Source organism: Streptomyces sp. NPDC041135, from assembly GCF_055592085.1.
The window spans coordinates 79942-93901 of the sequence record NZ_JBVIYZ010000019.1; the positions used below are offsets into that span (position 1 = coordinate 79942).

The following is a 13960-nucleotide window of genomic DNA, read 5'->3' on the forward strand; positions in this document are numbered from 1 at the left end:
CGTACCCGACAGCCCTGTCCGCAGCGCTTACCAGCCCAGTGCCGGGCCGCGCAGGTTGATGGGCCCGGTCGAACAGGTGGAGCCTGTCGTCACCGGGCCCGCCCGGGCGGGGGCTGCGGGTCAGCAGTAGAGGTTGGCGCCCGCGGTAGTGCCCAGGATCTGCACGAACCGCTGGTAGGCGTCCACGCGGCTCTGCACCTGTGCGGGGTTCTTGCCGTCGCACTCCAGGGAGCCGTTGATGCTGCGGATCGTCTGGCCGAATCCGGCGCTGTTGACCATTGCGTTGTGCGGAGTCATCGCGCCCGGTCCGGTCTGGGTGTTCCAGTACCAGAGCCCTGTCTTCCAGGCGACCGAGGCGTCGGTCTGCACCAGGTTCGGGTTGTGGAGCAGGTCGATGCCGAGCGCGTCGCCCGCGGCCTTGTAGTTGAAGTTCCAGCTGAGTTGGATGGGCCCGCGGCCGTAGTAGGCGGACTGGCCGGCCGGACAGCCGTACGGCTGGCTCCAGTCGCAGTAGTGCGGGTAGTTGGCGGTGTTCTGCTCCACCACGTAGACCAGGCCGCCGGTCTCGTGACTGACGTTGGCGAGGAAGGCGGCGGCCTCCTGCTTCTTGACGGTGTCGCTGCCGGTGTTCGCGAAGCCCGGGTAGGCGCTGAGCGCGGCCGTGAGACCGCTGTAGGTGTAGAAGGAGTTCCTGTTGGGGAACATCTGGTTGAATTGCGCCTCGCTCACGACGAAACTGCCGGAGGGGTTGGTCGGGCCGCTGCCGTCGCAGGTGTACGGGTCCCAGTACCAGGTGCTGATGGTGGGGTCGTACCCCGGGTTGTCGTGTTCGGCGACGTAGGTCTTGCCGTCGGTGTAGCGGACGATGTCGCCGGTGACGTAGGCCTTGCCGGCTGTCCAACTCGGGTAGCTGGAGCAGGACGTGGCGGAGGCGTCGGTGGCCGGCAGCAGTGCCGGAGCGGTGGCTCCGATCGCGATCGCGGCCATGAGCGCGGACAGGCGGCGCTTCGACATGAGCAACTCCTATGCCGGGCCAGGCTGCACCGGGATGAGGCAGTGCCGTGCATGCGCTGTTCCAGGGGCGGCCATGCCGTCCGGGCGCCTGGGGTGGGGGGTGTGAAGGCCATACTCGACGACTTGGTGTGTCCGGGTCAAGGTATAGACCAATACTGCGAACGGGTGGTCGCCCCCGCGCCCGCTCGGCCTACCAGGTCACGGGCGGGGCGCCTGAGGGTGCCAGGTCAACTCCTGCGCAAGCGGGGCCGAGTTGGACGAGATGGAACGGCTCGGGCAGGGAGTCGCCACCTCCGGCCGAGAACCCGGACAGCCGGTCGGTCAGCGGCGGTGGCGCCGTCCGGCGCGGGCACGGTGTCGACGTCCTCGTCGCGCAGGCCGCGCATCAGCACGTCACGCACGGCGTGATGGTCCTCGACGGCCAGAACGGTCCGGCGCATGACGTGCCCTCTGTTTCCGTGCTGCGTCCGCCGAGCCGGTGTTCGTCGTGCCGGAGGCCGGTCGCTCGGGCAGCCGGCGGGCCACGGCGCCCAGGCACAGGCCCAGCCAGCCCAGGGCGAACAGCCAGCCGCCGATGACGTCCGTGAGCCAGTGCACCCCGAGGTAGACGCGGGTCAGTCCGACCGCCGCGCCCCAGCCTCCGATGACCAGCGTCAGGGGGATCCGACCACGTGGACGGCGCACGCGGACGGCGATGATCAGCAGTCCTGCGGTGAGGGCCGCCGTGGTGGTGTGACCGGAGGGGAACGACCATCCCGAGGCATGCGTCGCCCAGTCCGTCAGGGGCGGTCGCGGCCGGGTGACGAGTGCGACCACCGCGTAGCGCAACGCCTGGCCCGCCCCGAGGCAGCCCAGACAGAGCACGACGGCCAGCGCGCGCTGCCGGCGGGTGCGCCCCGCGATGACCGCGGCCAGGACCGCCAGCGCGTAAGGGACCACTCCGGTCCCGGTGTCGGTCAGCCCGCGGGCGAATGCCACCGCCACGTCGGGCCGGTGGCCGACGGACCACGAGAGGAAGCCGGCGTCCGCGAACAGCGGTTCACCGTCGTGGCCCACCACGGCCATGGTCAGCACGCCGAGGGCCGTCCACGCGCCGAGGCCGCAACTGCCCGCGAGTTCGGCGACCTCACCGCGCTTCACGACACCACCAGCAACGGACGCAGACGGGTGGCTGTGAGCCGCAGGGCCGCGGCCTGCGCCCGCCTGCGTAGTACCGCCATGACCAGCAGCGCGGTCAGAGCGCCCACCACGATCCCCGCCAGCACGTCGTGGGGGTAGTGCGCGCCCACCCAGATCCGCGAGGCCGCCATCGCGCAGGCGGCGACCGCGGCGACCGCACCGAGCCGGCGGGAGACGAACAGCAGGGCGACGGCCGCCGCGGCGGCGACGGCCGTGTGGTTGCTGGGGAAGGACCAGTCGCCGGGCGCCGGACATGCCTCCAGCGTGCTCACCCGCAGGCTCCGGCAGGGGCGGTCCTCGCGCACCAGCAGCTTCAGCACCGCGTCCACCCCGTAGGCCACGACCACGACGAACGGCACGGCGAGCGCGGTCACCGACGCGGCGGCGCCCACTCGCCGGGCACGCCACCAGCCGACGGCCATGAGGACGGCGAACAGAGCGAGTCCGTACGCCGACCACGCCGACACCGTGTCGTCCAGCCACGCGGGAGCGTGCCGGGCGAGGTTCACCACGTCGATGTAGGCCGAACCGTCGACCGACGAGCCGTCGAGGGCGAGCATCATCCGCGTGCCTCCTTGGCCTCGGCCTCGGCCTTCGCCTTCGCGGCCCGGCGCGGGCGATACGCCTCGGAGGCGATCGGGGCCAGGGACAGGGCCAGGATCACCGCGACGATCGGCAGCAGATACCGGTCCACGTCGGGTACGGAGGAGCCCAGCGCATAGCCCGCCAGGGTGAGACCGAGGCTCCAGACCAGCCCGCCGGTCACCTGCCAGACGGTGAAGGTCCGCACGGGCACACCCAGAGCACCGGCCACCGGGTTGAGGACCGTACGCACCACGGGCACGAAGCGGGCCAGAACGATCGCCTTCGCGTGTCCGTAGCGCTCCAGCAGTTCCGCTGCGCGGTTCGCCCCCTCGTGCAGGCGGGCCGAGCGGCTGCGGGCGAGCAAGGTACCGCCCGCTCTCCGGCCCAGAAGATATCCGCACTGTGCGCCCGCCAGCGCGCCCACCGCCGCGGCGATCAGGAGGGGGGCGAGTGACAGCTTCAGGCCGCGGTCGGTGCTGCCGGCGCACAGCAGTCCGGCCGTGAACAGGAGCGAGTCGCCCGGCAGGAAGAAGCCGACCAGCAGGCCGGTCCCGGCGAACAGCACCACGCCCACGCCCAGCACGCCGAAAGCGGCCAGCAGCGACCGGGCGTCCAGCACATTGACGGCGAGCTGCGACGATAGCTGCATGGCTGTGGTCATCGTGGGGGAGCCCTTCATCGTTTTCCGGACTGTCGGATGTGGCGGAACGGCGGAACGGCGACGTGGCGGCATCCGGCAACTGACTACAATCCTGTAGACGGTCTAGTGAACTGTAGACGATGGCGGAATGAGGAACGGGCTCATGACCGACGCGAGGGACGAGAGGCGGCCGGCCGGCGAGCTGGAGGCCGCCGTCATGGCGGCCCTGTGGGCCGCCGGGGCTCCACTCACACCGGGGCGGGTGCAGAGCGAACTCGGTTCCGGCCTGGCCCGCACCACGGTGGCGACCACCCTGGCCCGGCTGCACGAGAAAGGCGTCGTCAGCCGTGAACGGGACGGCCGCGGCTACGCCTACTTCCCCGTGCAGGACGCTCCCGGCCTGACCGCCCGGCGCATGCACGCCGAACTCGACCGGGACACCGACCGGGAGACGGTCCTGGCCCGCTTCGTCGCCCAGCTCAGCCCCGGTGACGAGCAGCGCCTGCGCCAGCTCCTGGAGGGGGACGAGCGATGACCGCTCTGCTGCTCCTCCCCCTGGTCCTGCCCTTCCTCGCGCCGACGCCGGCCCGTCGAACCCTCGAGCGCCTGGCCCCCGCCACCGCACTATGGGTCCTCACGGGGTCGGCCCTGGCACTGGCGGGGACCTGTGTCGCCGCCCTCGGTGCCCTGGTCCTGACCGGCCTGCTCAAACTCCCCGTGTTCGCCGCCTTCGGGGAACTCGTCCACCCCCTGCGGACTCCCTCGGACTATTTCGTCCTGCCCGCGGCCACGGCGGCTACCGGAGTGCTCACCCTCAGTGCCTGGACTCTCGTGTGCTCGGTCCACCGGCAGACCCGTGCCTTCCGGAACGCCCGCACGCAGGCCGGCCGCCGCCCCGCCGCCGGTGACCTGTGCGTGATCGATTCGACCGATCCGGACGCGTACGCCCTGCCCGGACGGCCCCACCGCATCGTCGTCACCACCGCCATGCTGCGCGTACTCGGCCCCGCCGAGCGCGAGGCACTCTTCGCCCACGAACGCGCCCACAACCGGGCCGGCCACCACTACTTCCTGGTCGCGGCGGAACTCGCCGCCCACTGCCACCCCGCCCTGCGCGCCATCCGCGACACCATCCGTCTCGCCGCCGAGCGGGCCGCCGACGAGGCCGCCGCCGAGGTCACCGGCGACCGGCACCTGATCGCGACAGCCATCGCGCGCGCCGCCCTCGCCCGAAGCGCCTCCGCGTCGACGCGTCCGGACTTCGCCCCGTCGGCGACGACCGGCCCGGTACCGCAACGCGTCGCGGCCCTGCTCGCACCCTCCGGCAACCGCTCAGGCACCCTCCGCCGTACCGCGTTCCTCCTCGTAGCCTGCGCGCTCCTGTCCGTCGGCGCCGGAACGGCCGGGGTCGCCGACGTCCACCACGAGGTCGAGGTGGCCCAGGGCGAGCAAGGTCCATGAGGTGCTCGCTCATCTGCTGAAGCCCGTGACCGGTCGGGCATCCGCACGCCGCCGCCGGGTAGCGAACCGATGAAGCAGCTCAGGAGGCCTTCGCCGTCCGTCGTCGGTTCGGCGGGACCGTGAACCTCGATCCGGCCTGCCGGACTGGTCGGGCTTCGGTCTTCCCCTGCTCTGCGCCAAGTGCGCCTCAGCCACCTCCAATGAGGTGGCCAATCTCATCCTATGGCGGAGCAAAGAATTGCCTGCGGCACTGCCGGTTTCGCCCGCCTCGGATTTAAGTTCCTCTCGCGCCCTGTCATGTCAAGTTCATCGGCATCTCGGGTCAGTTGAATGTCATGCTCATGACTGCGCGGTTCGCCGCCGCTACGCGCGTCACGGGCCTGCCAATCCAGTGCGCATCCCCACGTCAACGGAGGCAGAATCCCCATGCGTGAGTCACGTCTGAGCAAGCGGAGACGGAGTCTGCGAAGACTCCTCGCCGTCTCCCTTCCGGCCCTCGCCCTCACCGTCGCCGGACTCGTCGCGGCACCGACGGCCGGCGCCCAGCCCGCTGCCGCCCACCCGCACACGAGCAAGGTCGCGCAGAACGACAAGGCGCTGACCGACCCCGCGCGTCAGACCTTCCACTCCACCGGCAAGGCGGGCCAGAAGGTACCCACTACGCACCTGTGCGCCACCGCGGAGCCGGGCCACGCGTCCTGCTTCGCCCAGCGCCGCACCGACATCAAGCAGCGCCTCGCCTCGACGCTCGCCGCCGCGGCCCCCTCCGGCCTCTCCCCGGCCAACCTGCACAGCGCCTACAAGTTGCCCACCAGCGGCGGCAGCGGCCTGACGGTCGCCGTGGTCGACGCCTACAACGACCCCAACGCCGAGTCGGACCTCGCCACTTACCGCTCCACCTACGGCCTGTCCGCCTGCACCAAGGCCAGCGGCTGCTTCAAGCAGGTGAGCCAGACCGGTTCGACCACCTCACTGCCGACCAACGACAGCGGCTGGGCCGGCGAGGAGGCCCTCGACCTCGACATGGTCAGCGCCGTCTGCCCGAACTGCAACATCATCCTCGTCGAGGCCAGCTCCGCCAACGACACCGACCTCGGCATCGCCGAGAACGAGGCGGTCTCGCTCGGCGCCAAGGTCGTCTCCAACAGCTGGGGCGGCGACGAGTCCTCCTCCCAGACCGGCGAGGACACCTCCTACTTCAAGCACCCGGGTGTCGCGATCACCGTCTCCTCCGGTGACTCCGCCTACGGTGCCGAGTACCCGGCGACCTCCCAGTACGTGACGGCAGTGGGTGGCACCGCCCTGTCCACGTCCTCCACCTCCCGCGGCTGGACCGAGTCCGTGTGGAAGACCAGCTCCACCGAGGGCACCGGCTCCGGGTGCTCGGCCTACGACCCCAAGCCGAGCTGGCAGACCGACACCGGGTGCAGCAAGCGGATGGAAGCCGACGTCTCCGCGGTCGCCGACCCCGCGACCGGTGTGGCCGTGTACGACACCTACGGCGGCTCCGGCTGGGCGGTCTACGGCGGCACCAGCGCCTCCGCCCCGATCGTCGCCGGCGTCTACGCCCTCGCGGGCGCCCCGGGCTCCAGCGACTACCCGGCGAAGTACCCGTACACCCACACCGCCAACCTGTACGACGTGACCAGCGGCAACAACGGCTCCTGCTCTCCGTCGTACTTCTGCACCGCGACCACCGGCTACGACGGCCCGACCGGCTGGGGTACCCCCAACGGCATCACCGCCTTCACCTCCGGCAGCACCTCAGGCAACACGGTCACCGTCACCAACCCGGGCAGCCAGTCGACGACGACCGGCGGCTCGGTCAACCTGCAGATCAACGCGAGCGACAGTGCGGGCGCGGCCCTCTCCTACAGCGCGAGCGGTCTGCCGACCGGCCTGTCCATCAGCAGCTCGACCGGCAAGATCACCGGAACGGCGTCCACCGCGGGCACCTACCAGGTCACCGTCACCGCGAGTGACTCCACCGGCGCCTCCGGCTCGACGTCCTTCACCTGGACCGTCGGCTCCGGCAGCGGTACCTGCACCTCGGCCCAGCTGCTCGGCAACGCCGGCTTCGAGTCGGGCAACACCACCTGGACCGCCTCCAGCGGGGTCATCACGACCGACAGCGGCGAGGCCGCGCACAGCGGCTCGTACAAGGCGTGGCTGAACGGCTACGGCTCCTCGCACACCGACACGCTGTCCCAGTCGGTGACCGTCCCGGCCGGCTGCAAGGCGACCCTCACCTTCTACCTGCACGTCGACACCGCTGAGACCGGCAGCACGGCGTACGACAAGCTGACGGTGACCGCGGGTTCGACCACTCTGGCGACGTACTCCAATGCCAACGCCGCCTCCGGGTACGCGCAGAAGAGTTTCGACCTGTCCTCGTTCGCGGGCAGGACGGTCTCCGTGAAGTTCAGTGGAGTGGAGGACTCCTCCCTCCAGACCAGCTTCGTCGTGGATGACACCGCCCTGACGACCAGCTGATCCTCCCGAGGGGAGCACCCGATCCCGCACGCGGAGACCCTCCGCGTGCGGGATGCCCGTTGTCCACTCGGCAGCACGCCGCCGGCGGTCCATGGCACGGCCCTTTTCCACGTCACCCGGGGAAGGGCCGTCGCGACGCAGGCACCACACCCCGGTACGAGTCCTTCTCCGCTCGGACGCCTTCCTTCTCCCAGGCCTCGCGGTCCCGCAGGTATCGCGGGCGGTGGGCCCGACGGCCGCCTGCTGGCGGCCGGCAGCGACGACCGCACCGCACGGATATGGCTGCTCTTCCCACACCGGCGGCCCCGGAGCGAGACTGCTGTCGCCGAGACGGCACGAGCTGGTCACCGCAGCAGACGGCACTGCCCCGAGCCGTACAGGACGTGCTGGTGGTCGATGTGCTGACCCAGGGCAACCTGCCCAGCTACCACTGCGAGATCGCCACCCGATTCGGGCGGGACGGCGCCTGGGGCATCTGGGTACATCGGTGGACGGCCGAGGAGGACCGGCACGCCTCGGTCCTACCCCGAGGGGGTACACGACGCCGGGGCGCCTCCCCTCGGCCGAGCCCGTGCGCGACCCGCGCCACTGCTCTCCTTCCCGGGCCCGGCGCCATCTCGGAATACCCCCAGGGGGTATGACGTTCTAACGGGTGCCCGCGGGAAACGGAGCAGCACCGGACGAGACAGGGGAGGACGGTCATGGACCACAGCGCGCACCACGCGGCCGCCGGTCACGACCACGCCGCGCACCAGGCGCACGCAGGTAAGGCGGGGCACGCCGGGCACGGCAGCGGCCGGGTGACGTGGGAGGCGGCGGCCAGGGCGACGTTGCACTGCCTGACCGGTTGTGCCGTCGGTGAGATCCTCGGCATGGCCGTGGGCACCGCCCTGACGTGGAGCAACGTGGCCACGATGGTGCTGGCGACCGTCCTGGCGTTCGCATTCGGCTACGCGCTGACCCTGTTCTCGACCCGCAAGGCGGGCCTGGACCTCAAGGCCGCGGTCAAGGTGGCGCTGGCCGCCGACACCGCCTCCATCGTCGTCATGGAACTCGTCGACAACGGCATCATCGCCCTGGTGCCCGGTGCGATGGACGCGCACCTGGACGAGACCCTGTTCTGGACGTCGCTGCTGGGCGGCCTGGTGATCGCCTTCCTGCTGACCACCCCGGTGAACCGGTGGATGATCGGCCGCGGCAAGGGCCATGCCGTCGTCCACGCCTACCACTGACCCGTGACTGGCGGCTGTCCCACCACCCCGTCAGCGGCTTGGACCGCCGGCCATGGCCGAGCGCAGGCCGTACACCGCTGCCCCCGAGGTAAGGACGGCGGCGCCGGTGATGACGGCGGTCGCCGGGAGGGCGAGAGCGAGGGCCGCGCAGCCGACCAGACCCACGACGGGCACCAGACGGTTCGGGCGCCCCTCGCCGGGGGTGAGGGTCCAGGCGGAGGCGTTGGCGATCGCGTAGTAGGCCAAGACACCGAAGGAGGAGAATCCGATGGCGCCGCGTACGTCGGTGGTCGCGGCCAGCGCGGCGACCACGGCGCCGACGGCCAGTTCGGCGCGGTGCGGAACGCCGAAGCGGGGATGGACGGCGGCCAGGGCGTGCGGCAGGTGCCGGTCCCGGGCCATCGCCAGCGTGGTGCGGGACACTCCCAGGATGAGCGAGAGCAGCGAGCCGAGCGCGGCGAGGGCGGCACCGGCACGGACGACCGGGACCAACCGGCCGGCGCCCGCGGCCCGTGCGGCATCCGACAGCGGTGCGGCGGCGTCCGCCAGCTTGCCGGGGCCCAGCACCGACAGGACCGCGACCGCGACCACTGCGTAGACGAGCAGAGTGATGCCCAGCGCGATCGGGATGGCGCGGGGGATGGTGCGCGCCGGGTCGCGGACCTCCTCACCCAGGGTCGCGATACGGGCGTACCCGGCGAAGGCGAAGAACAGCAGGCCCGCCGCCTGCAACACCCCGGTCACCGTGGCGCCAGAGCCGATCTCCAGCCGCGCCGCATCGGCATCGGCGGACGTCAGGGCGGTGACCGCCACGGCAGCGAGCACGGCAAGGACGACAGCCACGATCGCACGGGTCAGGAGCGCGGGCTTCTGTACGCCGGTGTAGTCGAGGGCGGTCAGTGCCACCACGGCGGCCACCGCCACCGCGTGGGCCTGGCCGGGCCAGACGTACGAGCCCACGGTGAGCGCCATGGCCGCGCAGGAGGCCGTCTTGCCGACCACGAACGCCCAGCCCGCCAGGTAGCCCCAGAACGCGCCCAGCCGCTCGCGGCCGTAGACATAGGTTCCGCCGGAGCGCGGATAGAGGGCCGCCAGCCGAGCGGAGGACGTCGCGTTGCAGTAGGCCACCACTGCGGCCAGCGCCAAGGCGACCAGCAGCCCGGAACCGGCGGCACCGGCCGCCGGCCCGAGCGCGGCGAAGATCCCGGCCCCGATCATCGAACCCAGACCGATCACCACCGCATCGAACACTCCGAGCCGGCGCTTCAACACATCCGAACCCGCAGAAGTCCCCGTCGTGTCCATCACTCACTCCGCCCCACGCCATCACCTTGTGGTCGATCCCGGTGCACAGTAGCCGCACGTGATGTCCGGCCACCTGGACGGCCGGTGACCACGCCGGGCCCGTTGGGCAGGACGTCTTCGGTCTGCAAGCCGATGTCCTTCGGCTCTGACGCCGCCCACCGCCGGAAGCGGGCGACTGCCTACGGGCTGGCGGTTGGTCCGAGTCACTACGCTGAGCGCCTTCACACCTCGGGAGGTTCGGTTGGTACGGCACAGCACGCTCGGGCCGGATCTCCGGCGGTTGTGGGGCGCCTACGCGGTCAGCGCAGTGGGCAGTGCCGTCGGCATGGGGGCATTGCCGTTGATTGCCCTCCTGGTGCTGGACTCCTCCGCGTTCGAGGTCTCTTTGCTCGCCGCGTTGTCCGCAGTGGCCAGTGGAGTGATCGCTCTGCCGCTCGGTGTGCGTATCGAGCACCAGTACAAGCGGCCGGTCATGGTCACCGCCGACCTGGCCCGCTGCGTTCTGCTGGCGAGCGTTCCGGTCGCCATGGCTTTCGGCAGGCTCACCTCCACCCAGCTGTGCGTCGTCGGCGTTCTCCAGACGGCCGCGTCTGTCGCTTTCGATGCGGCGAGTGGCGCGCATCTGAAGGCACTTGTCCTGCCCGAGCACCGCCTTCATGCCAACAGCCTGTTGGAGACGACCAACTGGATCAGCGTCAGCGTCGGCCCGCCCGTGGGCGGGCTTCTGATCGGGGCGCTGGGCTCGGCCGCCACGATGGTGGTCGACGCGCTGTCCTTCCTCGGATCGGCCCTGGGCATCCGTCGCATCCGGCAGCCCGAACCCGCGCCACCGGCCCGCGCCGCCACCTCGCACCTGGGCCGCGACATCGCTGCCGGTTGGCGGTACCTCCTGCGGCACCCAGGACTGCGGCCGCTGTTCTTCAACGCGCTGCTCTTCGGCGGATCCATCATGATGACGTCACCGCTGATGGCCGTCCTCATGCTGAATGACCTCGGCCTGGCACCGTGGCAGTACGGACTCGCCCTGGGACTGCCGTGCCTGGGCGGCGTGCTGGGCTCACGCTTGGCCCCGCTGCTCACCCGGCGATTCGGGCAGCGCCGCATGCTCTTGCTGTCCGGTGTTGCGCGCACGCTCTGGACGGTCCTGCTGCCGCTGACGCCCTCAGGTGCCCTCGGCGTGTTCGTCATCGTGGCCGCCGACTTCGGTCTGCTCTTCTCCGCCGGGGTCTTCAACCCGTCGTTCACCACGTACCGCATGGCGGCCACACCGGACGCTTTCATGTCCCGCGTCGCCACATCCTGGTCCGTCGGCTCGAAGACGTGTCAGGCCGCCTTCATGATCGCTGGTGGTCTCATCGCCACTCCAGTGGGGGTCCGCGGTGCCCTGCTCATCGCCGGCCTGCTGTGTATGGCGAGCGCGCTGCTCCTGCCATGGCGGAAGGAACGCATCTCCACGGGGAACGTTCCGGCGCCCACGAAGGAAGCGCCTCCGTCCCCGGTCACGGATAGTCCCTCCCCCTGACGGTATCGCCGAACTGAGATCAGCCGCGCTGCTCTCACGCATCTTGAGGAGCGGCGCGCTCGTCAAATGACACGGCGTGAGCTGGAGCTGGTCCTGACGGAAACGGCGCCGGACATCGAGAGCGAGCCTGGACGCCGCCGGTACAGCGCTCGCTGGCCTGTCTGGACGGAGTACCTGCATGCCGCCCCGCGCCGCGTTTTCGGCCGTTCCGTCGGCGCGGGGATGCACTGGACGGTTCGATGCAGCAACGGTTGCATGCCGCCGTGGAGAACATCTGGACACCAGCCCATCAAGCGGTGGAGAACGAGGACGCAGAGACCCTGGCTCAGTTGCTGGCCAAGGGAGCCGCCTCCGAAGAGGTTTGCGGCAGCATGACGCTCCTGATGCACGCCATCGACGCATATCAGCGGGTGAGCCGGCCGGTTCTGATGTAGTGGGTGAGGTCGGTGGCTCTGCTGTCGCTGGTGAGCTGTTCGAGCACGTCGGTGTCGTGTGGCATGGTCTGGGTGCCCGCGTGTTTGACCGTCCCGGGGCGGATGCCGAGCCGGAAGCTGCCGGGGACCGTCTTGCCGTTGCCGTTGCCGTTGCCGTTGCCGTTGCCGTTGCCGTCGCTGTCGCCTTCGCCGTCGTTGTCGCTGTCGTCGTGGAGCAGGATGTCCAGTGGGCCGGGTCGGTCGGCGGGATAGACGGCGCGGTGTGAGAGGACCGCGACCGGGTACCGTCCGGTGGCTGCGGCCAGGTGCAGCATTCTGCGGTGCAGGTGGATACGGGCGCGGGAGATCACGGTGGCGTGGATGTCGGGCCGCCAGGTGGGACGGGCGAGAGCGGGCCACGGCTGTCCCGGTTTCCAGCCGGCGTCGTGTGCCGTCTGGCGTAGCTTGCCGATGCCGCCTTCGGCGGTCATCTCGATGGCGTCGGCGACGATGGCCAGCTGCGGGTCACGCTGCTTGCGGCTGTCCATCGCTTCCAGGAGCCGGGCCGGGGGCAGCGTCTCGGCGACGCCCAGGTCCGTCATGGTGGCGACGTAGGCGTCACGCAGCCGCCTGGACCAGGCGTCGAGGAACCGGCCGCTGTCGTAGCGCACCCATGCTTGCAGCGGGGCGACGGCGTAGCCGAGTTCGACGGCGTAGGCGAGCGTGGGGGTGGCGTACCAGGCCGGCTCCTGGGGGCGTTGCCCGGTCGGCGTAAACGGGCTGGGCAGCAAGTCCCCGTCGAGCTCGCGCCACTGCTTGCCCACCTTCAGCCGGGAGGGATCGACGTGGGAGAGGTCGACCAGCCAGGAACCGGGCAGCGCTGCATCGAAGACCGGATCGGTGAGGTGTACCGGCGGCGAGGCCAGGCCGACGACGGCGCCGTGGGCGGCCGCGCCGAAGGGGAGGTTCACCTCGAGGCCGACCAGGTAGCGCTGTTCGCGTTCGGCGCCGGTGAGAGGCCGTGCCCAGTCGTAAGGCTCCTCGAACAGCTTCTCACCGGGGCCGCGCGCGGGGGAGGGAGGCGGGTGAGCCAGAACGGGGTGGCCGTAGGGCGCCTCGCACGGCGCCGGGTCCACCGGCTTCCTGCCCAGCGACCCGGGCCGGCGCACGCGACGGCGCCGGCCCTCGGCGTCCGGCTTACTGCGGCGGGTCGGCGGATTCAGCGCGGTCATCAACCGCAGACCGGTGACGGCCGTGGAGCCGACCGGCGTCATCACCCGCAGCGCATACACGCCCAGCACCCGGGCCAGCTCGGCCGGCTCCAGCGATGCAGCAGGGCCCCACGCGCGCTCGTCGAGAGCGTGCCAGGAGGGGATACACAGTCGCACGTACTGCCCTCGGCCATCCGGGTCGGGACGGCGGATGCGCCCCCACGGCCCCAGCCCCCGTTCGGTGAGCCGGCATCCGGCACGCTCAAGCTCCCTGAGGACCTCATGCCCGGGCATCAGCCGCCCGGCCATCGACTCGGACTGGGAAAGCCGACCGGGCAGACCGTACCGCTCGCATGCGGCCTGGGTGAGTACCAGCAGCGGACCGGCGTCCCTGCCCGCTCCGTGCAGTCGTTCCGCACCGACCTGCACTCCGGTCAGGGCCCACCCGACGAGGGCAGGCAAGGACGTGGCGGGCACGTCCAGGACCAGACCGCCGATGCCGTGACCGGTCACCCGCGCGTCGGCGTCGGCGTCCAGGACGAGCAGCGGACCGTGTGCGTATGCGCCGCCGGACCCAGGCTCGTCCACCGGTGCCGGGCGAGCGGAGCCGGACGCCTCCGCCCTCGTGTCCTCCTCGGCGGAGGGGTAGAGCTTGGCGAGCTGCTCCAGAAGGCGCGCGTACGCCTCCCGCTCCGGCGGCCTCGGCTCGGTCTTGCCCGACTCCCATGCACCGACGGTTGCGCGCCGCACATCCAGCGCGGCGGCCACCTCGTCCATGGTGATCGCGTGAGCATGGCGCAGCCGCCTGCGCTCAGCCGGCGGCGGCAACGGCGACCGGGACGCGACCAGCTCGTCGACCGCATCAAACAACTCGGACATTAGATACCTCTACGGTCATCCTGCCC

13 protein-coding genes and 1 pseudogene are annotated in these 13960 nt (G+C 71.0%); 7 read left to right on the forward strand and 7 right to left on the reverse strand.

The window, feature by feature from the left end; translation table 11 throughout:
• Positions 1-120: 120 nt before the first annotated feature.
• The 5 genes and pseudogenes from ACZ6CZ_RS30025 to ACZ6CZ_RS30045 all read right to left on the reverse strand — a co-directional run bounded on the left by ACZ6CZ_RS30025 (position 121) and on the right by ACZ6CZ_RS30045 (position 3427).
• A complete protein-coding gene (locus ACZ6CZ_RS30025; RefSeq protein ID WP_469027441.1) occupies positions 121-1014 on the reverse strand; it encodes a glycoside hydrolase family 19 protein in 894 nt (297 codons plus the stop codon).
• A gap of 250 nt (positions 1015-1264) precedes the next feature.
• A pseudogene (locus ACZ6CZ_RS30030) lies at positions 1265-1454 on the reverse strand (DNA-binding response regulator); the annotation flags it as partial.
• Positions 1408-2154 (reverse strand): phosphatase PAP2 family protein, encoded by a 747-nt coding sequence (locus ACZ6CZ_RS30035; protein ID WP_469027444.1) that lies wholly within the window; start codon positions 2152-2154, stop codon positions 1408-1410. The gene ACZ6CZ_RS30035 and the pseudogene ACZ6CZ_RS30030, both read right to left, overlap by 47 nt.
• The gene (locus ACZ6CZ_RS30040; RefSeq protein ID WP_469027447.1) at positions 2151-2756 is read right to left on the reverse strand and encodes a phosphatase PAP2 family protein; all 606 of its coding nucleotides are present in this window, start codon (positions 2754-2756) and stop codon (positions 2151-2153) included. The genes ACZ6CZ_RS30035 and ACZ6CZ_RS30040 overlap by 4 nt, the downstream gene beginning before the upstream one ends.
• The gene (locus ACZ6CZ_RS30045) at positions 2753-3427 is read right to left on the reverse strand and encodes a DedA family protein (protein WP_469027449.1); all 675 of its coding nucleotides are present in this window, start codon (positions 3425-3427) and stop codon (positions 2753-2755) included. Before ACZ6CZ_RS30045 ends, ACZ6CZ_RS30040 begins: the two co-directional genes overlap by 4 nt.
• 154 nt (positions 3428-3581) lie before the next feature.
• Between ACZ6CZ_RS30045 and ACZ6CZ_RS30050 the strand changes: the two genes are divergently transcribed.
• The 5 genes from ACZ6CZ_RS30050 to ACZ6CZ_RS30070 all read left to right on the forward strand — a co-directional run bounded on the left by ACZ6CZ_RS30050 (position 3582) and on the right by ACZ6CZ_RS30070 (position 8604).
• Positions 3582-3953: a BlaI/MecI/CopY family transcriptional regulator gene (locus ACZ6CZ_RS30050; protein WP_469027453.1), complete on the forward strand. Its 372-nt coding sequence runs from the start codon at positions 3582-3584 to the stop codon at positions 3951-3953.
• A complete protein-coding gene (locus tag ACZ6CZ_RS30055; protein WP_469027456.1) occupies positions 3950-4879 on the forward strand; it encodes a M48 family metalloprotease in 930 nt (309 codons plus the stop codon). Before ACZ6CZ_RS30050 ends, ACZ6CZ_RS30055 begins: the two co-directional genes overlap by 4 nt.
• Before the next feature lie 426 nt (positions 4880-5305).
• A complete protein-coding gene (locus ACZ6CZ_RS30060) occupies positions 5306-7372 on the forward strand; it encodes a putative Ig domain-containing protein (RefSeq protein ID WP_469027459.1) in 2067 nt (688 codons plus the stop codon).
• A 278-nt stretch (positions 7373-7650) separates the two neighbouring features.
• Positions 7651-8013 carry an acyl-ACP desaturase gene (locus ACZ6CZ_RS30065; RefSeq protein WP_469027461.1) on the forward strand — a complete coding sequence of 121 codons (363 nt, stop codon included), beginning with the start codon at positions 7651-7653 and terminating at the stop codon, positions 8011-8013.
• Positions 8014-8073: 60 nt separating this feature from the next.
• Positions 8074-8604, forward strand: coding sequence for a DUF4396 domain-containing protein (locus ACZ6CZ_RS30070; RefSeq protein ID WP_469027463.1), 531 nt, complete (start codon positions 8074-8076; stop codon positions 8602-8604).
• 30 nt (positions 8605-8634) lie between these two features.
• Here the strand turns inward: ACZ6CZ_RS30070 and ACZ6CZ_RS30075 are convergent, their stop codons facing one another.
• The gene (locus ACZ6CZ_RS30075; protein ID WP_469027466.1) at positions 8635-9909 is read right to left on the reverse strand and encodes an APC family permease; all 1275 of its coding nucleotides are present in this window, start codon (positions 9907-9909) and stop codon (positions 8635-8637) included.
• Positions 9910-10150: 241 nt separating this feature from the next.
• Here ACZ6CZ_RS30075 and ACZ6CZ_RS30080 point away from each other — a divergent pair, with 241 nt between their 5' ends.
• Both ACZ6CZ_RS30080 and ACZ6CZ_RS30085 read left to right on the forward strand, forming a co-directional pair.
• Positions 10151-11431, forward strand: a complete 1281-nt coding sequence (locus ACZ6CZ_RS30080) for an MFS transporter (protein WP_469027468.1) — start codon at positions 10151-10153, stop codon at positions 11429-11431.
• Between the two features lie 263 nt (positions 11432-11694).
• The gene (locus ACZ6CZ_RS30085; protein WP_469027470.1) at positions 11695-11865 is read left to right on the forward strand and encodes a hypothetical protein; all 171 of its coding nucleotides are present in this window, start codon (positions 11695-11697) and stop codon (positions 11863-11865) included.
• Here ACZ6CZ_RS30085 and tap read toward each other — a convergent pair.
• On the reverse strand, positions 11835-13934 hold the full coding sequence (gene tap / locus ACZ6CZ_RS30090; RefSeq protein ID WP_469027473.1) for a telomere-associated protein Tap: 2100 nt from the start codon (positions 13932-13934) through the stop codon (positions 11835-11837). The genes ACZ6CZ_RS30085 and tap overlap by 31 nt on opposite strands.
• Positions 13935-13960: the final 26 nt, after the last annotated feature.